This is a genomic window from Streptomyces sp. NBC_00224, assembly GCF_041435195.1.
Taxonomy (GTDB): Bacteria; Actinomycetota; Actinomycetes; order Streptomycetales; family Streptomycetaceae; genus Streptomyces.
The window spans coordinates 724239-743774 of the sequence record NZ_CP108106.1 but is presented as its reverse complement, the minus strand read 5'-3'; the positions used below and the strand labels follow the sequence as shown (position 1 = coordinate 743774).

General features: G+C 68.8%; 20 protein-coding genes and 4 pseudogenes. 11 read left to right on the top strand and 13 right to left on the bottom strand.

Going from position 1 to position 19536, the window contains the following annotated elements; genetic code table 11:
- Positions 1 to 57 precede the first annotated feature (57 nt).
- Both OG965_RS03510 and OG965_RS03505 read left to right on the top strand, forming a co-directional pair.
- On the top strand, positions 58 to 1200 hold the full coding sequence (locus OG965_RS03510) for an FAD-dependent oxidoreductase (RefSeq protein ID WP_371648985.1): 1143 nt from the start codon (positions 58 to 60) through the stop codon (positions 1198 to 1200).
- A gap of 226 nt (positions 1201 to 1426) precedes the next feature.
- A complete protein-coding gene (locus OG965_RS03505; protein WP_371648983.1) occupies positions 1427 to 1888 on the top strand; it encodes a hypothetical protein in 462 nt (153 codons plus the stop codon).
- A gap of 120 nt (positions 1889 to 2008) precedes the next feature.
- On the opposite strand, the pseudogene OG965_RS03500 reads toward OG965_RS03505, so the two are convergent.
- The 3 genes and pseudogenes from OG965_RS03500 to OG965_RS03490 form a co-directional block, all read right to left on the bottom strand.
- Positions 2009 to 2260 (bottom strand): annotated as a pseudogene (locus OG965_RS03500) (hypothetical protein); the annotation flags it as partial.
- Between the two features lie 46 nt (positions 2261 to 2306).
- Positions 2307 to 5108: a molybdopterin-dependent oxidoreductase gene (locus OG965_RS03495; RefSeq protein ID WP_371648982.1), complete on the bottom strand. Its 2802-nt coding sequence runs from the start codon at positions 5106 to 5108 to the stop codon at positions 2307 to 2309.
- Positions 5105 to 5938: a xanthine dehydrogenase family protein subunit M gene (locus OG965_RS03490; RefSeq protein WP_371648980.1), complete on the bottom strand. Its 834-nt coding sequence runs from the start codon at positions 5936 to 5938 to the stop codon at positions 5105 to 5107. Before OG965_RS03490 ends, OG965_RS03495 begins: the two co-directional genes overlap by 4 nt.
- A 214-nt stretch (positions 5939 to 6152) precedes the next feature.
- On the opposite strand from OG965_RS03490, the gene OG965_RS03485 reads away from it, so the two are divergent.
- Complete coding sequence (locus OG965_RS03485; RefSeq protein ID WP_371648979.1) at positions 6153 to 6617, top strand: PucR family transcriptional regulator; 465 nt, start codon at positions 6153 to 6155, stop codon at positions 6615 to 6617.
- A 13-nt stretch (positions 6618 to 6630) separates the two neighbouring features.
- Here the strand turns inward: OG965_RS03485 and OG965_RS03480 are convergent, their stop codons facing one another.
- The 3 genes from OG965_RS03480 to OG965_RS03470 form a co-directional block, all read right to left on the bottom strand.
- Positions 6631 to 7026: a molybdopterin-binding protein gene (locus OG965_RS03480; RefSeq protein WP_371648977.1), complete on the bottom strand. Its 396-nt coding sequence runs from the start codon at positions 7024 to 7026 to the stop codon at positions 6631 to 6633.
- 317 nt (positions 7027 to 7343) lie between these two features.
- Positions 7344 to 7469: a hypothetical protein gene (locus OG965_RS03475; protein WP_371648975.1), complete on the bottom strand. Its 126-nt coding sequence runs from the start codon at positions 7467 to 7469 to the stop codon at positions 7344 to 7346.
- A complete protein-coding gene (locus OG965_RS03470) occupies positions 7469 to 8065 on the bottom strand; it encodes a hypothetical protein (RefSeq protein ID WP_371648973.1) in 597 nt (198 codons plus the stop codon). The genes OG965_RS03475 and OG965_RS03470 overlap by 1 nt, the downstream gene beginning before the upstream one ends.
- Between OG965_RS03470 and OG965_RS03465 the strand changes: the two genes are divergently transcribed.
- Both OG965_RS03465 and OG965_RS03460 read left to right on the top strand, forming a co-directional pair.
- Positions 8054 to 8470 carry a hypothetical protein gene (locus OG965_RS03465; protein ID WP_371648971.1) on the top strand — a complete coding sequence of 139 codons (417 nt, stop codon included), beginning with the start codon at positions 8054 to 8056 and terminating at the stop codon, positions 8468 to 8470. The two genes, OG965_RS03470 and OG965_RS03465, sit on opposite strands and share 12 nt — an antisense overlap.
- Before the next feature lie 285 nt (positions 8471 to 8755).
- Positions 8756 to 9496: a hypothetical protein gene (locus tag OG965_RS03460; RefSeq protein ID WP_371648968.1), complete on the top strand. Its 741-nt coding sequence runs from the start codon at positions 8756 to 8758 to the stop codon at positions 9494 to 9496.
- A 457-nt stretch (positions 9497 to 9953) separates the two neighbouring features.
- Here the strand turns inward: OG965_RS03460 and OG965_RS03455 are convergent, their stop codons facing one another.
- Positions 9954 to 10724 carry a hypothetical protein gene (locus OG965_RS03455; RefSeq protein WP_371657188.1) on the bottom strand — a complete coding sequence of 257 codons (771 nt, stop codon included), beginning with the start codon at positions 10722 to 10724 and terminating at the stop codon, positions 9954 to 9956.
- A gap of 81 nt (positions 10725 to 10805) precedes the next feature.
- Here OG965_RS03455 and OG965_RS03450 point away from each other — a divergent pair.
- A pseudogene (locus OG965_RS03450) lies at positions 10806 to 11260 on the top strand (transposase family protein); the annotation flags it as partial.
- Between the two features lie 51 nt (positions 11261 to 11311).
- Here OG965_RS03450 and OG965_RS03445 read toward each other — a convergent pair.
- Entirely contained in the window at positions 11312 to 12223 is a 912-nt protein-coding gene (locus OG965_RS03445) for an SDR family oxidoreductase (RefSeq protein ID WP_371648966.1), read from the bottom strand.
- Positions 12220 to 12867 carry a TetR/AcrR family transcriptional regulator gene (locus OG965_RS03440; RefSeq protein ID WP_371648964.1) on the bottom strand — a complete coding sequence of 216 codons (648 nt, stop codon included), beginning with the start codon at positions 12865 to 12867 and terminating at the stop codon, positions 12220 to 12222. Before OG965_RS03440 ends, OG965_RS03445 begins: the two co-directional genes overlap by 4 nt.
- A gap of 77 nt (positions 12868 to 12944) precedes the next feature.
- Between OG965_RS03440 and OG965_RS03435 the strand changes: the two are divergent.
- Positions 12945 to 13058 (top strand): annotated as a pseudogene (locus OG965_RS03435) (recombinase family protein); the annotation flags it as partial.
- Between the two features lie 28 nt (positions 13059 to 13086).
- On the opposite strand, the gene OG965_RS03430 reads toward OG965_RS03435, so the two are convergent.
- Both OG965_RS03430 and OG965_RS03425 read right to left on the bottom strand, forming a co-directional pair.
- The gene (locus OG965_RS03430) at positions 13087 to 13671 is read right to left on the bottom strand and encodes a GNAT family N-acetyltransferase (RefSeq protein ID WP_371648962.1); all 585 of its coding nucleotides are present in this window, start codon (positions 13669 to 13671) and stop codon (positions 13087 to 13089) included.
- Positions 13672 to 13734: 63 nt separating this feature from the next.
- On the bottom strand, positions 13735 to 14388 hold the full coding sequence (locus OG965_RS03425) for a DUF1326 domain-containing protein (RefSeq protein ID WP_371648960.1): 654 nt from the start codon (positions 14386 to 14388) through the stop codon (positions 13735 to 13737).
- Positions 14389 to 14586: 198 nt separating this feature from the next.
- Here OG965_RS03425 and OG965_RS03420 point away from each other — a divergent pair, with 198 nt between their 5' ends.
- The 4 genes from OG965_RS03420 to OG965_RS03405 all read left to right on the top strand — a co-directional run bounded on the left by OG965_RS03420 (position 14587) and on the right by OG965_RS03405 (position 18758).
- Positions 14587 to 15414, top strand: coding sequence for a DUF2182 domain-containing protein (locus tag OG965_RS03420; protein ID WP_371648958.1), 828 nt, complete (start codon positions 14587 to 14589; stop codon positions 15412 to 15414).
- A 197-nt stretch (positions 15415 to 15611) separates the two neighbouring features.
- Positions 15612 to 16622, top strand: a complete 1011-nt coding sequence (locus OG965_RS03415; RefSeq protein ID WP_371648956.1) for a sigma-70 family RNA polymerase sigma factor — start codon at positions 15612 to 15614, stop codon at positions 16620 to 16622.
- 114 nt (positions 16623 to 16736) lie between these two features.
- Positions 16737 to 17933 carry an NAD(P)/FAD-dependent oxidoreductase gene (locus tag OG965_RS03410; protein WP_371648955.1) on the top strand — a complete coding sequence of 399 codons (1197 nt, stop codon included), beginning with the start codon at positions 16737 to 16739 and terminating at the stop codon, positions 17931 to 17933.
- Positions 17934 to 18296: 363 nt separating this feature from the next.
- Entirely contained in the window at positions 18297 to 18758 is a 462-nt protein-coding gene (locus tag OG965_RS03405) for a pyridoxamine 5'-phosphate oxidase family protein (RefSeq protein WP_371648953.1), read from the top strand.
- A 230-nt stretch (positions 18759 to 18988) separates the two neighbouring features.
- Here OG965_RS03405 and OG965_RS03400 read toward each other — a convergent pair whose 3' ends face one another.
- Together OG965_RS03400 and OG965_RS03395 are read right to left on the bottom strand one after the other, a co-directional pair.
- On the bottom strand, positions 18989 to 19135 hold the full coding sequence (locus OG965_RS03400) for a hypothetical protein (RefSeq protein ID WP_371657187.1): 147 nt from the start codon (positions 19133 to 19135) through the stop codon (positions 18989 to 18991).
- A 2-nt stretch (positions 19136 to 19137) separates the two neighbouring features.
- A pseudogene (locus tag OG965_RS03395) lies at positions 19138 to 19327 on the bottom strand (ATP-binding protein); the annotation flags it as partial.
- Between the last annotated feature and the right edge of the window lie 209 nt (positions 19328 to 19536).

The window sequence follows — 19536 nt, the reverse complement described above, 5'->3', positions numbered from 1 at the left end:
GTGGCACAGCCCGGCCCGTTCCGCACGCTCCCCTCTGCCCGAAAGGCGTGACCAGCCATGCCCACCCACCGCATCGCGATCATCGGCGCCGGTCCCGGCGGCCTGACCTGCGCCCGCATCCTGCAGCAGCACGGCATCACCGCGGCCGTCTACGACCTGGACGCCTCCCGCACCGCCCGCAACCAGGGCGGCACCCTCGACATGCACCCCGGCTCCGGCCAGCACGCCCTGCGCGAGGCCGGACTCTGGGACGACTTCCTCGCCCAGGCCCGCCCCGAAGGCCAGCAGATGCGCCTGGTCGGCCGCGACGGCCGCATCCTGTTCGACGCGATCCCGCCCGAGGCCGACACCGCCGAAGGCAACCCCGAGATCGACCGCGGACAGCTCCGCGACCTCCTCCTCGACTCCCTCAAACCCGACACCGTGAGCTGGGGACACAAACTCACCCGCGCCGAACCCCTCGGCAACGGCACCCACCGCCTGTACTTCGCAGACGGCACCAGCACCGACGCCGACGTCGTCATCGGAGCCGACGGAGCCTGGTCCCAGGTCCGCCCCCTCCTGTCCGACGCGACGCCCCTCTACACAGGCGTCACCTTCGTCGAGACCGGACTCAACGACGCCGACACCCGCCACCCCCGCCTCGCCGCACTCACCGGCAACGGCACCATGATGGCCCTCCACGACAACCAGGCCTTCGTCGCCCAGCGCAACAGCGGCGGACACATCCGCGTCTACGTCGGCATGCGCACCGCACAGGACTGGCACCAGCAAGCCGGCCTGGCCCTGACCGACACCGCCGCCGTCCGCGAGGCCCTCCTGAAGAAGTTCGCCGGATGGAGCCCCGACCTGCTCGGCTTCATCACCGCCACCGACACCGGCTACACCAACCGGCCCCTGTTCGCCCTGCCCGTCCCCCACACCTGGACCCACACCCCCGGCGTCACCCTCCTCGGCGACGCCGCCCACCTCATGTCCCCCTTCTCCGGCATGGGCGCCAACCTCGCCATGCTCGACGGCGCCGACCTCGCCCACGCCCTCATCGAAAGCCCCACCACCGACGACGCCATCCGCGCGTACGAAACTGTCCTGCTGCCCCGCTCCATCCAGGCAGCCGAAGGAGCCGCAGAAGGCATCAACAGCGCGTTCTCCCCCGACAGCGCCGCCCAGGCCCTCGCCCACATGACCCAGCACCACTGACATCGCACCGAGGGCCGCACGCACCGAGGGCCGCACGCGCTGTGGGGCGGCGAGCGGCGGGAACGCCACCCCTCGCGTCCCCGACACCGCGGAGCATGCCGGATTCAGCACATTGGCCGTCTGCTGGACAGCCGGGGCGTCACGGGCTGTGCGGGGCAGCAGGTAACGTGGGGATCACCGATCTCATGAGCCTCCTGACGGGCTGCGTGAACCCAGGAGGAACAACATGACGACGAACCGCGGACGCAAGGACGTGATCCGGGACCGGATGACCGCGACCGGCGAGTCGTACAACGTCGCCGCCCGCAATCTGAAGGCGATGAAGGACATGGGCTCCACCGGCGAAGCCGTGCGCACGCAGCGCTGGCGGCCCGCGGACTCGCTGGACCTGCCGTGTCCCTGCGGCGGGACGTGCGAGCCCGGCGAGAAGTGCGACCACTGCCACGCCCGGTACCGGCACGTGGCACGCGCCCCCGGCAGCCTCACGGACGTGGAGGTCTGGGCGGACCGGTACGACTGCACCGGCTGCTCCTCCTCCTACACGCTTGCCGTTACCCTCCCCGGCCGCCCGTGGGGCATCGCCGAGACCGTCATTCAGGGCGGGGCCGCCGAACAGGTCGTCCGGGCCCGAGTGTTCCCCGGCGTCGTGCACCCGCTCCTGCGCCCCGAGGCACCCGAGCAGGACTGACGCAGGGGCCGCTGCGGCCTGGCGCCTTCCTCTCTTCCCCACCGCCGCGAGGAGCCGCGCCGCGACGGCCAGGTGGTCCAGACCGGGTCGGACGGTTGACGAAGCCGCGGACGGCCGGACTCAGACGTCTCCGCGACCCGCCCATGAGCTCGCGGGCAGGCGGCAGGCGCCGATCCAGATACTGGTGACGGCGCTGATGTAGCGCGCGCCGCAGCGGTCGGAGGGTACGACGAGCTGAGTACCCGCCGCGTCGAGGTCTTCGCCGTCCAGGCAGGTCGCCAGCAACATGGGGGCATTGCCGAAGTCGGCGTCGATCTCTGCCCACGACAGGACGGCGTGGTGGCCGTCCCCGCCGCTGACGGCCAGCAGGAAGGCGATTGTGGGGTTGCTACGAATGTCCTGGTCGCATCCTCCGGGTTCATGCACCAAGAGCCGGGCTCCCGGCGGCGGACCTGGCGTGTCGGTCGAGAGCGAGCCAGACCCGGTCCCGGGTGACGGGCAGTTCGGTGAACCGGATGCCGGTGGCATCGCGTAGCGCGTTGGCGAACGCCGGGGCAACCGGGTTGAACGGGCTCTCGCTCATCGACTTGGCGCCCAGCGGCCCGATCGCGTCCGCCGTCTCCATGAAATGGACCTCGGTGCGGGGGACATCGGCGTACTGGGGGAGGCGGTAGCGGCGGAATGCCGCTGTGGTGACTTCGCCGCGCGCGTCCACCCGTACGTTCTCGAAGAGAGTCGCGCCGAGCGCCTGGGCGACACCACCTTCGACCTGACCGCGGCACTGCAGCGGGTTCATCACCTTGCCCGCGTCGGCCGCGTGCACGCTGCGCAGGATGCGGATCTCCCCGGTCCCGGGGTCGACGGCGATGCGGAACCACTGGGCGTTGAAGGCGACCGAGCGCGGGGATCCACCCCAGTGCCCGTCGGCGGCCAGTTCATCCTCCGCCCCCGCCGTGTGGGCGGCCTCGAAGAGCTCTTTGAGGGGTACCACCCGGCCCGCGCAGTCGAAGGCTTCGGCGCCGAGTTTGCACAGGTGCCGGGCCGCGCCCGTGTGCCGGGCCGCGAAGGTCTGCAGTCGCTCGGCGAGGGCGGCGGCGGCCAGCAGGACCGCCTTGCCCGCGACCACGGTGCCGGCCGAGCCGAAGGCGCCGGTGTCGTGGCGTACCACGTCCGTGTCGGACTGCCGGATGGTGATGCGGTCCTCCGTGGTGTTCAGGGCGCCGGCGGTGATCTGTTGGTGGACGGTGGTGGTGCCGTTGCCGAACTCGGCCGTGCCGACTGCGATGTCGTACGTGCCGTCCTGGAGAAGGGAGACGCGCGCGTCGGCGTAGTGGCCTCCGGGCGGCCCCGTCGCGATCATCGCCATCCCCGTGCCCTGTCCGACCAGCCAGCCCTCCGGGGCCTGTTCCGCGCTGGTGTCCTCGGCGATGGCGGTGCGGACCACGGACAGGCACTGGTCGAGGCCGTAGGAGGCGATGTGGAGGTCCTCCTCCTCGCCGATCGGGCTGAGCATGCGGTCGCCGGGGCCGATGATGTTCTTCTCGCGGAAGGCGAGGGGATCCATGTCCAGGCGGCGGGCCAGCTCGTCCATCACCGACTCGACGGCGAAGGTGACCTGGCCGAGGCCGTAGCCGCGGAAGGCGCCCGCCGGCACGACGTTCGTGTAGACCGAATAGGCGTCGACCTTCTTGTGCGGGGCGCGGTAGACGGCGAAGGATTCGCCGACGCTGTGGAACATGACGGCGGGGCCGTGGTTGCCGTACGCCCCGGTGTTGGAGACCACGCGCATCTGGATCGCGGTCAGGGTGCCGTCGGCGCGGGCGCCGACTTTGATGCCGATGGTGAAGGGGTGGCGGGTGGTCGCTCCGTAGAACTGCTCGGCGCGGGTGTACTCCAGCTTCACCGGCCGTCGCAGTTTCAGTGCCGCCAGCGTGACGATGTCCTCGGTCAGCATCTCCTGTTTGCCGCCGAAGCCGCCGCCGACCCGGCCCGCGACGACCCGGACCTCGTCCTCGGGCAGGTCGTACAAGGCGCACAGGGCGCGCCGGGTCAGGAACGGTGTCTGGGTGGAGGAGCGGACGGTGAGGCGCTCGCCGGTGCCGTCCTCCTTGGGTTCGAAGTACGCGACACAGCCGTGGGTTTCGAGGCTGGCGTGCTGGACGCGCTGCGTGCGGAAGGTCTCCTCGTAGACGACTTCGGCCTCGGCGAATCCCTCGGCGACGTCTCCGATCTCGCCGTGTACCTCGCCGGCCACGTTGTTCTCGACGCGGGCGATCCGCACCTCGCGGCTCTTGCCGACGTGGATGACAGGGGCGCCCGGGCGCATCGCCTCCTCGGGGTCGGTGACATGGGGGAGTTGCTCGTAGGTGACCTCGATGCGTCGGCAGCCTTCCTCAGCGGCTTGCTCGCTGTCCGCGACGACGGCCGCCACGCGCTGGCCGACGTAGCGGACGGTGTCGTCGAGAACCCGGGTGTCGTCGGGGTCCTCGGTGGGGTGCTCGTGGCGGGCGGAGGAGTACAGGCGCTCGGGGGCGTCCTCGTGTGTGAGGACGGCGTGCACGCCCGGGACCTGGAGGGCTGCGGAGGTGTTGATGGAGGCGATCCGGGCGTGCGGGTGCGGGGAGCGCAGGAGCTTCAGGTGCAGCAGTCCGGGGACCTCGACGTCGAAGGTGTAGCGGGCGGTGCCGGTGACGACCTGCGGGCCGGCCGGTGCGCCGAGGCTCTTGCCGACCGCTTTGCCCGCGCACGGCCGCTCGGTGTGTTTGACCCCGTGCACCGCGTCCTCGATCGCGCGGTAGCCCGTACAGCGGCAGATATTGCCCTTGAAGGCGCGGGGCAGGTCATCGAGTTTGGCGTCGTCGTCGGCGGTGCCCTTCTCGGCTTCGAGGGCGGCGGTGGTCATCAGGAATCCGGCGGTGCAGAAGCCGCACTGGAAGCCCTGGGCGTCGAGGAACTTCTGCTGGACGGCGTGGAGTTCACCCTCCGGGGAGGCCAGTCCCTCCACAGTAGTGACACGGCGCCCTTCGGCGCGTACGGCCGGATAGAGGCAGCTGTGCACGGGCTCGCCGTCCACATGGACCGTGCATGCACCGCAGTCCCCGGCGTCGCAGCCCTTCTTCACACCGAACCACCCGCGCTCGCGCAGATAGGTGCGCAGACACTGCCCGGCGCGCGGCTCGGCGTCGAAGGGCTGCTCGTTGACCTCGATGTGGAAGCTCATCTCGCACCGTCCTGGGGAAGCTGGGTGAGTTCGCGGCGGATCTCCTCGGCGAGGCGGAACGCCATGTGCCGCCGCCATTCGGGCAGTCCGTGGATGTCGTCGAACCAGTCGTCGTCGGCGACGGCCGCCTCGATCGCGCGTCGCAATCCGTCCTCGTCCGGGGCCAGCGGGAACCAGAGCCGGAAGGGCCGCACGGTGGCAGCGGTGATGGTCAGCGCCATCGAGCCGTCCACGGGGTCGAGGGTGCCGATGACCAGAGCGCCCGAGCGGCCCAGCCCGTACAGCGATGCCTGTCGGAAGGCGGTACGGCACCCCAGCGCCCGTGCGGGCAGGGTGACGGAGCGCAGCAACTCGCCCTCGCCGAGGTCCTTGCGGCCCGCGCCGGTGATGAAGTCGGCGACCTTGACGCGACGCAGTGTGCCTCCCTGTGACTGGAGCAGGCACTCCCCGTCGAGTGCGGCGGCCAGCGAGATCATCGGCCCGGCCGGCAGGCCGTTGCAGAGATTCCCGCCGACGGTCGCCATGTTCCAGATCTTGAACGAGGCCAGGAAGGCCCGGCAGCACTGCTCGAACAGCGGCGCCGCTGCCGCACGATACGTCCGGCCGAAGCGGGAGAGCTGGGCGACGGTACAGGTCGCAGCGACCTCCAGCGCCCCGTCGTCCCCGTGCGTGATCGGCTCCCAGCCCATGCGGCTCAGATCCACCAGGCGCCGCAGATGCGGCTGCGGCTCGGAGAACAGATACGTACCCCCGCCCAGCCAGGCGTCACCTGGCCGCCACGGCTCACGACGACGCGCGTCGCGCACGTCCAGCACTGTGTTCAGATCCATGTCTCCCCACGCCTTTCGGCCACTGCTTCCACGTCAGTGAAGCCCTTGGAGGGGACCGAAAACGACTGGTTCGGCATACGGAAAACCTCCATCCCGGCCACCCGTGAACTGGATGATCAACCAAGAGGATTTCTGTGGAAAGTCTTGGGCATTTACGATGCGATAACTCGTAATCACCTAGTGAATGTGAGAAATCCCGGCCCGGCTGGAGGAGGTGTGGCCCCTGCTCCACGACTGCCGGCCGGACACCGCGCTGCATGCCGGCGTCAGTGCCCTCATACCGAACCCGGCAGGGCTGGTAGCGGCTCTCGCCCAGGCTCGCTACGCACTGGCCGCGGCCCGGACCACGGTCCCGCACACTGCCCATGTGACGGCCGTCGAGGACCTCTCCACCTTGGAGTCCCTACTCGCGGGCGTCCCCGACGACGTGAGAGCGGCGTACAGCGGCAGAACTCTGGGACACCTGCTGCTCAGCGAACGGGCGTCGCACAACATGCTGTTGGAGACGCTTGAGGTCTTCCTGGCACACGACTGTTCCTGGGCCCGGACCGCCGAGGCTCTGAATCTGCACGTGAACACCGTGCACTACCGCATCCAACGCATCGAAGCCCTCACCGGAAGGGACCTGTCCCGCCTCGACCACAAGCTCGACCTGCGTGCCGCTCTGCTCTGCCGCTGACACGTCTCGCTTGTCACGTCAGATCGATGTGGACGTTCGTCGACTTCACCCTCGCCGTGACGGTGACTCCGACCTCGATGCCGAGTTCCTCGACGGACTCCCGGGTCACCAGCGAGACCAGCCGGTGCGGGCCGGACTGGATCTCAACCTGCGCGGCGACATCGTCGACGCGTACGGCGGTCACGATCCCGGCGAACGAGTTGCGCACGGAGGTGGATACAGCGTCCGATACCGGATGCATGCCCGCGGCCCGCTCCTTCGCGAACGCCGCCAGGCTCACGCCGTCGATCGCCCGGTTGCCCGAGCCGTCCCGGTCCATGCGCAGCCGTCCGCCGTCCGCCCACCGGCGGACGGTCTCCGAACTTACTCCCAGCAGCCCTGCTGCCTGTCCAATGCTGTACGACGGCACACCCGCACTCTAGGCCAGGGCTCAGCGCTTGCCTGACCGGACCACCGGTGCAGGACGCCCGTCTGGCCGCGCCCGAGGCGGCTGTTTCAGGGCTGGAGCCCCTGCGCGCCGCGGCGAACACCGCGAGCGGTACGCAGGGGCTTCCCTGCACCATGTCGCCCTGAGGCCGTGAGAGCCGCACGGTCTTCGGTGACGGGTGCCTTCAGCCATTGAGGTCTCCTCGAGGCCGACAACGGCTTCGAGGACGCCGCCCTCATCGCCGCCATAGTTCGACAAGTGCCTGCGCTTCTACCAGCGGAAGGCGAGAGACACCGACGTCATCGACAAGCCGATGTGGCGACCGCGCTGGAGTGGCTGCGCGAGGACGGGCGGCCGATGCCGATCAGACCGAGCCCGAGCCCGAGCCCGACTCCGCGGACCCGGTGGGCTGTTGTCCTGTTCATCACTTGCTCCGAGGGTGGTAGGCGAGCTGGCGTTCGACGGTCGCTGCGGCGAAGTCGCCGAGGCCGTTCACGACGTCGCCGGCGTCGAGCCGGGTCCCGCGGGCGAGCCCGGTTCCCTTGAGCACCGCGCCGCGGCGGTCGGGGTCGGGGCCAGTGAAGTCGTCGCCTCCGGCCAGCTGGACGCTCTGCGCCGAGATGGCGCCGATGACCTGGGCGCCATCGCCGATGATGCTGGATCCGACGATCTCCGCGCCGTTGAGGAGCCGCGCACGGTTGCCGACCGACAGTACGGAGCCGGGCTGGTTGGCCTTGATCTGGACGCCGCCGGGGCCGAGGGAGCACTCGTCGCCGATGACGATCCGCCCGCCGTTCGCGGCGATCACCAGCGTCGACGGGTAGATGATGTTGCCACTGCCGATGGAACATGTCCCGCCGTCGCACTGCACCACGACACCGGGGAAGAGGGTGTTGCCCTCACCGAGCACGGCGTCGACGGCGATCAGCGTCGAGAACGGGTCGAAGACGGTGTTTCTCTCAGCGAGGGTGGCCATCTCGGCGAGCGTCAGGAACCCGTTGCTGCGACGGTGCTCGTCCATAAGCCCGACAATCTTGTCCTGCACTTCCGGTCAGCTCCCCTGGTTGGTCAACTCGTAGGTGTCAATGGGGCGGGCTGTGACGCCGCCTGGAGGCAGGCCACCCTGGTCACGGCGGGAGACTTCACCGGCGGCGCCAACTGGGACACCCTCATCCGCTGGTCCGACGGTCGCGTGATCCAGTACCAGGACACCGGCCCCAGCGGCGGCCTCGGCAATGAGATCCAGACGGCCGCCCCGCAGAGCATCCGGACCCACGACACCGTCATGACCGCGGGCGCATACGACTCTAACAAGTGGCCCGACGACCTCATCATCCGCTGGTCCGACGGCGAAACCACCCTGTACACACGCACCCGCACCGGCACCACGTTCGGCGACGAACGCACCCTCGTCCAACCCGCGTAACCGCGCGCTGCGGCCGACACCAACGGCCTGCCGCAGCGGCGCATCCTGGCCGATTCCCCACACTCAGGGAGACGGTCCCGCGTGCGCGAGCGGCCTGGGCACGGCCGCCAGCACCCTGCTCCGCCAAGCGCAGCCCGAGGCCCAGCCGACGGCGTGAGGATCTTTGGAATCGGGTCTGGTCGAGATTTTGGGACGGGCACTATCCCAGCAGAACCCGGGGGCGGCATGCTGTGCGTCGATGGCGATGGGTGTCGCGTTCTGGAGGCCGAGCATGAGGGCTGTGCAGTGAGCGCCGCGCTGGCAGCGGCAGTCGCAGCGGTCACTTCGGTGACGGTGACGGTGTTTTCGCTGCTGCTGGGTGATCGTCAGCAGCGTCGCAAGGAGGAGCGCGTTCAGCGTCAGGACCTCAATGCGAAATACCTGAATCCACTCCGGCTGCACTTGGTGGAGAACCACTTTCGATTGTCCGGCACGCTGGAGCGTACTGGTTCGGTGAGTGGAACGGCTGAAGCGATGTTGGTCATCGATGATCCGGCCGAGGTATCGGAGAAGGATGCGGCTTGGTTCAACGGGACGGGCTGCGCGCTGATCTCCTCGACCTACCTCACGGCCTGCCTGTTCGCCCAGCTCAAGAAGGTCCGCGAGGACTTCCCTTACCTGCGACTCTCCGCTGCTGACGACACCCAGCTCGCGGCGCTCTTGCTACGCGTTCAGCGGGGCTTTCTGATCGACCATGGCGTCTACTATGTGACCCAGCCCAGCATTGGTGAGTCAATGTGGGTGCGTAACGACGAACGCCTGCTGACCTACCGGGAGTTCTGCGAGCGGCTGCAGGACCCCAGCTGGCGGGTCTGGACCGACCGGCTGATCAAATTCCATATCGAAACTGCCCATCGTGACAAGCGCGAGCGCACGCAGTGCCTGCTCATGGCGCTGGCGCAGCTGTCGGAATTCCTCGACGGATGTGTCGGTGGTGGTCACTCGATCGAAAGCCGCCGACAAGCCGAGAGCGATGATCAGGCCTGAACGCTCGCGAGGCACAGACATAACGCCTTTGCCACGAGACTGACTTCGTCACGATCGCAGGATGACGCGGGTGGGGAGGAGCGGAAGGACCGACGCCGTCCGAACCAGCGCCCTTGGCCGACGTCGCCGCGGAGGCGGAGAGGTTGGGCTCACGCGTCGTCAGCGCTGATTGCTGTACCCAGGTCCTGCGGGGCGTGGTCGTATCGGTGACGGACGAACCGGAAGGGGCCGAACGCCGTGTAGTCGCGTGTCGGGCGGTGGGGTTGCTCGAAGGAGTCCCAGGTCACGGCATTTGGCTGTGACGGTGATACGGGCCTCGAAGGCGATGGCCGACGAATATCCGGACTACGGCTTGGCGGTGTGAGCTCTGGAGGGCAGTTGCCTCGCCTCGCGCGAGTTGTCTGATTCCCAAGGATGCCGAGTGAAGCGGCAGATCCTCATGATCTGTGCGGTTTCCCTACCGGAGTATCGCAAGAGCGATATAGACGACTGCCGAGACACCAATGGCCGATAGGGCGATCCGCTCCTGTCTCGGACAATAGGTCCATGAGCGATGCGTTCGCGGGTTGAACATGTCGTAGTGGCCTGCGAGCGCGAACGGGTACCCCGCGAGCAAGAGGACAGACAAACCAAATGCCTTCACGGGGAAGGTCGCGCTGCCGATGTCAAGGACAGGTGCAATGAACACCCCGAGCATCGTTACGGCGATCGACAGCAGGTTGAGGATGTCTGCGGGAGGCAGCCACGTGATGTCACCCTTGCCGCTAACCTCTATCTCTCTATTGATCCGCAGAGCGAATCCGGTGACCTGGAGGCCAGAGACCACTCCGGCCGCGGTCCATAATGATCCAAGATCAGGATGCATCTCCCACCACCTCGGCTGTCGACGTGACACGGGAGGTAAGCGTCGCAGCACAACGTGGGTGCAGAACAGGCCGAGGAGCAATCCGGAAACATGTGCACCGGCCGTCATACGGCTACCGCCATAAAAGATCACTGCGCTGAGACCGGACAGCAGCATCACGGCGGCCTTGTGATCACCGGCATACCGAAGGTCGGTGGGTCTGCTCTGACCGGCGCTGCATGTGCGTTCCAGGCTGCGGTCGAGGGCGACGAGCTGCTCCTTGGCCTTGGTGAGGCTGACTTGAAGTCCTTGGACTTCGCCGAGCCGGCCGTTCGTCCGGGCTTCTTCGATGCGCCTGGAGAGGTTGCGGATGATCTCGATCAACCGGGGCCGCTGCCTGGGGGGAAACCCGCTGCGAGCCGTGTCGCTCGCCGCTGGTCGAGGAGGGCACGGTGCCTTTCCAACCTGACTGCGGCGGTGAGGTGTTGGAGGTTTCATCGGGACCCGGTGCGACGGCTGCCTGTCGGCCGGCAGGTCCTGCTCGTCCTCGCCCACCTGCGGTGCGGGGACACCTACACGCGGCTTGCCGCCGGGTTCGGCATCGGCGTCGTGACCGTGTACCGATACATACGTGAGGTGATCGACGCTCTGGCCGCCGCCGCGCCGACCCTGACCGAGGCCATGAAGACCGTACGGGCGAAAGCCGTTGTGATCCTGGACGGCACCCTGCTGCCGATCGACCGGATCGCCCCTGACACCCGTACTACTCCGGAAAACACCAACACCACGGCATGAACGGCCAGGTCCTCACCGACCCGTTCGGCCGACTGCTGTGGGCCTCGCCGGCATGGCCCGGATCGACCCATTACCTGACCGCCGCGCGGCGCCACGGCATCATCGACGCGGTCGCCGAGGCCGACGCAGGCATCCGGCGGCATCCGGCACCTGTCCCTCGCCCTTGCCAACCAGGGTTACAGCGGGTCTCCGAGGGGTCCGTACTGCTCTTCCAGGTTCTTGGCCCAGTGAGCGGCGAAGTCCGGTTGTGTGCCGTCGGCATCGGTGAAGCCGTACTCCTGGTACAGGCCCCAGGTGGCCAGAGCCCGTCCGGTCTTGGCCATGATGTCCGGGTCGGCGGCCAGTGCGGCGACGGCCCGGCCGAGGTAGGCCGGGGTCTCGGAGTGGGCGAAGTTCGGGTCCTGGGCCGCGCCGTCGCGCCAGTTGGCCTCGGTGACGCCGAAGTGTTCCAGCAGGGCCTCCGAGCGTAGGAAGCCGGGTGTGATGGCCACGGCCGCGATGCCATGGGGCTTGAGCTCGGCGGCCTGGGCGACGGCGAGGCGGATGACTGCGGACTTCGCCAGGTCGTAGAAGAACGAGCCGCGGTAGCGGGCGGTGTTGCCGTCGGTGACCTCGACGACCAGGCCGCTCTTGCGGGCGACCATGAGGGGAAGCGCGAACCGGCTGGTGATGACGTGGGTCTCCACCGCCTGCCGCAGCAGCCGTAGACCGGTGTCCAGATCCTGCTCCCACAAAGGGTTTTCCCAGTCAGTCAGCGGGTCTCCGCCCCATACGGAGTTGACCAGGATGTCGAGCTGTCCGTCCTGTTCGGCGGCGATCTTGTCGACGAGTGCCTGGACCTCGTCGGGACGGCTGTGGTCGGTTCGTACGGGAATGCCCAGGCCGCCTGCGGCGGTGACCTTCTCGGCGGTCTGCTCGATGGTTTCCGGGCGGTCCAGGTCGGAGCGCTCACCGGTGCTGCTGCGGCCGGTGACGTACACCGTCGCGCCGGCGGCGCCGAGCTCGACGGCGATGCCCCGTCCGCCGCCCCGGGTACCGCCGGCGACCAGGGCCACCTTTCCGGCCAGCGGGCGTGCGTCAGTCGTCATGATTCCTCCAGGTCGTGGCTGTGTCGGGGCAGAAGGTGAGGAGACAGCACGACGTCGAGCTCTTGCCGGAGCCGCTGTTCAAGGGTGCCTTCGCGTTCGAGTGCCCAGGTCAGGCCCGCACCAGCGATGATCGCCTGTACGGTGCGGGCCAGCGCCGCGGCATCGGTTCCGGCGCGGAGCTCGCCCGCACCGGCCGCCTCCGTCAGCAGCTCCTCGATCGCCCGCTTCTGAGTACGGTGAATGGCCAGCGCACGCTCGTAGAGCTGCGGATCGCCGAGATCCATGCACAAGAACGCCAGATGATTGGCGAAGCTCTCCGGCGTGGCCATCCCAGCCGCCGACTCCACCGTCAGCGCCGCCAAGGCCCCGAGCGCCGAGTCGTGCGACTGACGCACTCGCCCAGCCATCTCGCTCGCGTCCTTCTCGGACCGGTCGGCGAGCGCCAGAAGCAGACCATGCTTGGAACCGAATCGCTGCACCAGGGTTGCCGGTACCAACCCGACCTCGCGCGCCACGGCGGCCAAAGTGAGACCCGCGGGACCCACCCGGCCCATGACCTGCGCCGCCGCACGCAGAATCACCGCATCCTCGACCCCTCGGGGACGTCCCATCACCGCACCGTCCGTTAATAAATGCTCGTTCATTTATTAAACCACCCAGAGGCCACCCCTGACGAGTTCCGGTCGAGGTCGCGGCCAGGCGGGGAGGGTGATGGCGCCCGGTGATCTTCAGAATCGGATACGCCCGGGTCTCCATCGGCGGCCGGAAGCTGGAACGGCAGCTCGACGCGCTCGCCGCCGCCGGGTGCTGGATGATCTTCGCGGACAAGGAGTCCGGCAAGAAGGTGCTCTCCAGGTTCCGGGTCAACTCGCGGGGTCGGACTCGGCGTGTCCCGCCGAGTGGTGCAGGCCATGAGCCTCTTTGCGGAGGGTTCGGTACAGCACACACCGGCGCAGTGGCCCATCGGGCACGCTCGGATCCTCGAAGTCGTCGGCCGGGTCCCGGGTCATACCGATCCGGCGCATCACTGCCTGGGAACGGAGGTTGTTGACGGTCGTCGACGCAACGACCTCCGACAGCCCGAGGGTCTCGAAGCCGAAGGCCAGGCAGGCCAGCGCGGCTTCAGTGGCGTAACCGTGACCCCACGCCGAACGGGTCAGCCGCCACCCGATATCCACACCCGTGAACGGCATGTCCTCGCCCACCTCGTCCAAGCCGGCACGGCCGATGAACTCGCCGGTCTCCCGCGCTTCCAGCGCCCACCACCCAAAACCTCGCTCGTCGAACTCGGCCTGCATGAGCGTCACCGCGGCATCGCTCTGCTCCCGTGTCAGCAACTCGCCCAGGTGTGCACGGACTTCGGGATCGGCGTTCATCGCCGCCCACGGTTCGAGGTCGGACTCCCGCCATCGGCGGAGCAGAAGACGATCGGTATGGAGTTCGGGCATGCCGCCAAGCTAACGCGATCAAGATCAGAGTGTCGATCAGTTAACCGGGCCCTGACGACCTGGCTAGTCGGGCCCGGTCCAGTCGAAGGTGATGTGCTTGCTGGACCGGCCTTCGCGGCTCCAAAGGAAGCCGTGGGCGTCGGCGCGGTCCACCGTCGAGCGGCCCCAGGTCGCGACCTGGCCCGGTCCGGTCTCCGCACCCGGCAGGTTGGTCGACTGGACGCGTGCACCCTCCGGGGTCGTGGGTCCCGTGAGCGCGACCGCGCTCGCCTCGACCCGGCCCGGTACCACGGCCCGCCAACTCGCGAGGTCGTCGGCGACCTCGATCTCGATGGGGGCGAACTCCATGCCGCGCATTTCGGCGCCCATCATGCTCACCATCTCGGCGGGCCAACTGCCCGCTTGCCCACCGAAGATCATCTGAAGCGCCTCGCGCTGGGGGTCGTCGGCGCGCTCGTCGACGAAGACCGCGGCGTACGTGTCCGTGTGCTCGGCCCAGATGTTGCCGACAAACGAGGCCACCATCAGCACGTTCAGGCCGTCCAGCCGTACGTCACCGTAACGGCCCGCGCGGATGTGCCAGGCCAGGATGCCGTCGCAATCGCCGTGGGTGGGCAGCTGCGCGAACGAGCAGGGGCAGGGCACATTGCACTTGCAGGTGTCGAACCAGTCGCCCGCCGCGTGCCACCGGGGAACGGTCGCCGTCGTCTCGGACATCTCCCTGCCTCCTCGTGACCGTGCCGGGACGTCGGTCTCGGGAGGACGGCAGAACCCCGGGAACCATCGCCGGCCCACGCCCGGGTCGTACGGGTATCCACCCCTATTGTCCCACCGCAGGGGTCACCCGGAGGAGGTGTTTTCCGCGTACACGCGTTCCCGCGCGCACGCGCACGTCCGCCGTGATGTGCTGGAGGTGTGCGCCTCGACCGGAAGGCTCTGTCACCCCCTCTGCGTCCGGCAAATCTGCTGTCGGCCCGGCAGTTTGCGTTCGCCTGGTCAGTGATGGCGTCGATCGCCCTCCTCGCCTGGGTGCTGGTGGTCGACCAGGCCCGTGACATGGGGGTCGAGCCGGGAACCATGGGTATGGGCGTCCCGCTGTTCCTGCTGCTGTGGCTGGTCATGATGATCGCCATGATGTTCCCCTCGGTGGCCCCGGTGGCCCTCACCTGGGCGCGGGCCATCGGGCGCCAGTCGCCCACGGGAGTCGTGCGGGTGGCTCGTACCGCCCAGTTCGTCGGCGGGTACCTGCTGGCCTGGACGGCCTTCGGCCTGATCGCCTACGGGCTCCTCGCCGGGACCGGGGCCCTGGTGGACAAGCACCCGGGTGCCGGGCGCTGGATCGGCGCCGGGGCCTTCCTGGTCGCCGGGCTGTACCAGTTCGGCCCGTGGAAGGACCTCTGCCTGCGGCACTGCCGGAGCCCGATGGGCCAGCTCGTGCGCTACGCGGGCTTCCGGCCCCGGGCCCGCGATCTGCGGGTCGGCGCGTACCACGGGGCATACTGCGTGGGCTGCTGCTGGGGGCTGATGGTCGTGCTCGTCCCGCTGGGCGTCATGAACGTCCTGGCGATGGCCGCGGTGGCCGTGGTGATCTTCATGGAGAAGCTCTGGCGGCTGGGCCCCGTCTTCTCGCAGGTCGTCGGGGCCGCCTTCCTCGTGCTCGCGGCACTGAGTCTCTTCCAGCCCTGGCTGCTGCCGGGCCTGATCCCGCCGCAGTCGCCCATGACGGAGATGCTCCGCCCCTAGTGTCCTCGGGTCAGAACTACTCAGTCGGCTGCCAGAGCTCCCACAGCCCATCCGGAACAAGCCAACTCCACGTACCCCGCCCCATGCACGGCTCAACGCCCGCCTCAGCACGTAGGGCACGGTCCAACGGAAAGGCCGCTGCCGCCCGGCTCGCACGGCCGTGGAACCGCGCATCATCCCGCCGGTAAGATCTTGGCATGGCCCTGACCTTGAGTGACGTGGACCGGTTCGAGGCGGCTAGGCTCCGCCTTGAGGCCATCGCCTACCGCATGCTCGGTTCGGCGAGCGAGGCGGAGGACGCCGTGCAGGAGACCTATCTGCGCTGGCAGGCCGCCGATGTCGAGCGCATCGAGGTGCCCGAGGCCTGGCTGACCAAGGTGCTCACCAACCTCTGCCTCAACCAGCTCACTTCGGCCCGTGCGCGCCGCGAGACCTACGTCGGCCAGTGGCTGCCCGAACCGCTGCTCGAAGGGGACCCGATGCTGGGCCCGGCGGAGACGGCCGAGCAGCGCGAGTCGGTGTCGTACGCGGTGCTGGTCCTTCTGGAGCGGCTCTCGCCCAACGAGCGTGCGGTGTACGTGTTGCGCGAGGCGTTCGCGTACTCCCACCGGGAGATTGCCGAGATCCTGGACCTCAGCGAGGCGGCCAGCCAGCAGATCTTCCATCGTGCGAAGAAGCGTGTGGCGCAGGGCAGGGCGCGGGCGGCTTCCGGCGGGGGTGCTGCTGATGGGGCGGCTTTTGGCAGGGCGGCCGGCGGGGCGCGGGTCGAGATCGACGAGGCGGCCGCGCGCCGTATCGTCGAGGAGTTCCTCGCTGCGGCGACCAGCGGTGAGACCGAGCCGCTGATCAGGCTGCTCACCTCGGACGCCATCGCGGTCGGCGACGGCGGCGGGAAGGCGCTGGCCCGGGCCAGCGCCGTCGAGGGCGCACTCGCGGTGGCGAGGTTCCTGCGCGGGATGTTCAAGCCGGCCCCGGCCAAGCGGGATCTGGTCGGCGGTTCGCCCGACCTCTACGCCGCCACCGCCAACGGCGGCCCCGCGCTCGTCGCGGTGGTCGACGGGCGGGTCTTGGGCATCATGTGCCTGGAGCGGACGCCGGAGGGCATCGTCGCGGTCCGCAGCCAGGTCAACCCGGACAAGCTGGAGCGCGCGACGGAGCGCTGGGCCGCGGGCGATTTCGGTACTCCGGTCCTGGCCGAAGCCCTCTGAGTCGTCATGTGACGCAGGTCGCACTCCTCTCCTGTCAGGAATCCGCGGGCTGCCCGGTTCAAGGGGCGTGACCGGGCCAGAAGGCGCCGGACCCGCGCAGACAGGAGCAGGAAAATGCAGCACCGCATCATCGTCCTCGGCGCCGGCTACTCCGGAGCGATCGCGGCCGGCCGGCTCGCCAAGCGGCTGCGCCGCGAGGACGTCGCCATCACCCTCGTCAACGCCGAACCCGACTTCGTCGAGCGGGTCCGGATGCACCAGCTGGCCGTGGGCCAGGAGCTGAAGCCGCGCCCGCTGCGCGAGATGTTCGCGGGAACGGGGGTCGAGCTCAAGCTCGCGAAGGTCACGTCGATCGACGTGGACCGCAAGACGGTCGCCGTACAGAGCGCCGACGGCTCGGAACAACTGTCGTACGACACCCTCGTCTATGCCCTCGGCAGCGCATGGAACGCAGGCGGCGTCCCGGGCGTCACCGAGCACGCCCACCAGATCGCGAGCCGCCCCGGCGCGCTCCGGCTGCGCGAGCGCCTGGCCGCTCTCGCCGAGGGCGAGACGGTCCTCGTCGTGGGTGGCGGTCTGACCGGACTGGAGTTCGCCACGGAGGTGGCCGAGGCCCGCCCGGACCTCGACATCGCGCTCGCCGCGCGCGGCGAACTGGGCGACTGGCTCTCCCCGAAGGGCCGCGCGCACCTGCGCAAGGTCACCGACGGGCTCGGCATCACGGTGTACGAGAACACCGCGGTGAGTGCGGTCGAGGCGGACCGGGTCACGACCGCGGACGGCCGGACCATTCCGGCCGCCGTCACCGTCTGGACCACGGGCTTCGCGGTCCACCCGCTGGCGAAGACCACCAGCCTTGAGCTCGCGGACACCGGTCGAATCGTGGTCGACGCGACGATGCGCTCGCTCTCGCACCCGGACGTGTACGCGATCGGCGACGCCGGTCACGCCCTGGGCGCCGGCGACAAGCCACTGCGTATGTCCTGCGCCTCGGGCACCCCCATGGCATGGCGGGCCGCGGACTCCATCGCAGCCCGCCTGACCGGCGGCAAGCTGACGAGCACCCCGCTGCACTACTTCAACCAGTGCATCTCGCTCGGCCGCAAGGAGGGCCTGATCCAGTTCGTCACCGCCGACGACCGCGCGGTGGACCGCACCCTGACCGGCCGCTTCGCGGCCCGCTACAAGGAGTTGATCTGCAAGAGCGCGGCCTGGGGTGTCGCCAACCCGACGCTGGGCATTCCGGTACGACGGCGGCGGGTGGAGGCCGACCGGGTTGCGTCGGAGGGGACGGCGCGGGTGGCGGCTTGAAGCACGTACCACCTTGCGCACGATACGGAAGACCCCGGGCTGCTCCGGGGTCTTCCGCCTGCATGCGACCGAACCACCGGCGGCCTGCCGGCGGGCCCCAGACTTGCGGCGCCGCAGACGCTCCCCAAGCCCCTTGGCCATGGGTGTTCTCCGGCGATGTCGAATCAGTCAGTGGCGGCGGGCGTCCACCTCGCGGAGGTGTTGGAGGAGGGCCTCGTGGAGGACGGCGGTTCCTTCAGCTGGTGGGCCTGAGCCTCGCAGTTGGCCACACCCCCGAGCTGCGGGCTGAGTGGCTTGTCGGTCGCTGAGAGTAGGACCAACGACTCATGCGCGCTTCGGAACCGCTGATTAGTGTCGGCGTTCATGCAGACCAGGGAAATCGCTCGTCGTGATGTGCAGGAGCGCAGGCGCGACACTCTTGAACGGCTCGTTGGAGAACGGGATATATGGGTATCGACGGCTCATCCGGATCACGGCCCGCATCAAGTGCCGCTGTGGTTCTGGTGGGACGGGCTGGCCGTGTGGATGTGCACCGGCGAGACCTTCGCGACTGCGCGTAACGTGCGAAAGGAGCCCCGTGTGCGCCTGGCATTGCCGGACACCTTCGATGTGGTGCTCCTGAAAGGGGAGGCAGAGTGCTTCTCGGACCGGGGAGTGCCGCAGGACGCCGCGGATGCGTTCGCGGAGAAGTTCGGGTGGGACCCACGTGCGGAGGAGGGCCCCTTTCTGTATATACGCGTGGCGCCGAAGACTGTGCTCGCCTGGCGCGGCGAGCCGGAACTGCGCGGCAGGGTGCTCATGCGCGAGGGAGCGTGGCTGGAGTAGCCCCGGTCGCCCGGTGAGGCGTCCTCATTCCCTGATCTCGATGGCGCAGATCAATGCTGAGCACACCAGAACGGCCAACTGAACTGCTAAGTGGCCGACTGCAGCACTCAGTCACACCGGTGCGCTAGAACGATCACTGGTGACGAAGTTCTTGGATGAGTCAACTCGCTGACACGTCCGTGGGGCGACTCTCGGGGCCACTAACGGGAGGTGTCTGTTTTGCGAGTGGGTCAGCAGGTGGTGCGGTAGGGGATACGGGGGAGGTACTTGTCCCAGTCGGTACGGTCGAGCGGGCCTCCGGCGCGCTGGCAGATGGTGCGGGTGGCGTGGTCGGGGTCTATGTCGTAGGTCTGATTAGGGACGAGCTTCCGCCGCAACAGTCGAGTTCGAGGTAGCCGAGCCCGTCGATCTCAAGGAGCCGGTGCGTCCGTAGCGTGCGATGGTCTTGCCCAGTTGCTTGTCGTCGGCGGCCTCGACGAGCTCGTTCACCAAGCGCGCGGCGGTGATCCAGCGGACGCGGTAGCCAGCGTCATGACGGCCGAGGTGCCCAGCGCGGTCAACAGGGGTGAGCCCCTGGGCTGGTGGTACCGATCGTGTTCGGTGACTGTCACGAGTGAGGCCGCCCTGTCCGGGCCCGGCAGCAGAGCGTCGTTCGTTCAGCGCCGCGGCTGTGCCGTTGCCCTTGACTGGTGACGGCCTGTGGGGCGTAGCGCATGCCGGGGACCGTCGCGGGGGCTGCCGGCTCGGCCTGGCATGATCTTCGGTCATGGGGGATTGG

Bases quoted from the DNA above. Each gene is read 5' to 3' on its own strand.
- OG965_RS03405 (WP_371648953.1), top strand. From the start codon at position 18,297: ATGCAGACCAGGGAAATCGCTCGTCGTGATGTGCAGGAGCGCAGGCGC.
- OG965_RS03410 (WP_371648955.1), top strand. From the start codon at position 16,737: ATGCAGCACCGCATCATCGTCCTCGGCGCCGGCTACTCCGGAGCGATC.
- OG965_RS03495 (WP_371648982.1), bottom strand. From the start codon at position 5,108: ATGAGCTTCCACATCGAGGTCAACGAGCAGCCCTTCGACGCCGAGCCG.
- OG965_RS03445 (WP_371648966.1), bottom strand. From the start codon at position 12,223: ATGACGACTGACGCACGCCCGCTGGCCGGAAAGGTGGCCCTGGTCGCC.
- OG965_RS03430 (WP_371648962.1), bottom strand. From the start codon at position 13,671: ATGCCCGAACTCCATACCGATCGTCTTCTGCTCCGCCGATGGCGGGAG.
- OG965_RS03470 (WP_371648973.1), bottom strand. From the start codon at position 8,065: ATGGACGAGCACCGTCGCAGCAACGGGTTCCTGACGCTCGCCGAGATG.
- OG965_RS03475 (WP_371648975.1), bottom strand. From the start codon at position 7,469: ATGAACAGGACAACAGCCCACCGGGTCCGCGGAGTCGGGCTCGGGCTC.
- OG965_RS03415 (WP_371648956.1), top strand. From the start codon at position 15,612: ATGGCCCTGACCTTGAGTGACGTGGACCGGTTCGAGGCGGCTAGGCTC.
- OG965_RS03490 (WP_371648980.1), bottom strand. From the start codon at position 5,938: ATGGATCTGAACACAGTGCTGGACGTGCGCGACGCGCGTCGTCGTGAG.
- OG965_RS03510 (WP_371648985.1), top strand. From the start codon at position 58: ATGCCCACCCACCGCATCGCGATCATCGGCGCCGGTCCCGGCGGCCTG.
- OG965_RS03440 (WP_371648964.1), bottom strand. From the start codon at position 12,867: ATGAACGAGCATTTATTAACGGACGGTGCGGTGATGGGACGTCCCCGA.
- OG965_RS03505 (WP_371648983.1), top strand. From the start codon at position 1,427: ATGACGACGAACCGCGGACGCAAGGACGTGATCCGGGACCGGATGACC.
- OG965_RS03425 (WP_371648960.1), bottom strand. From the start codon at position 14,388: ATGTCCGAGACGACGGCGACCGTTCCCCGGTGGCACGCGGCGGGCGAC.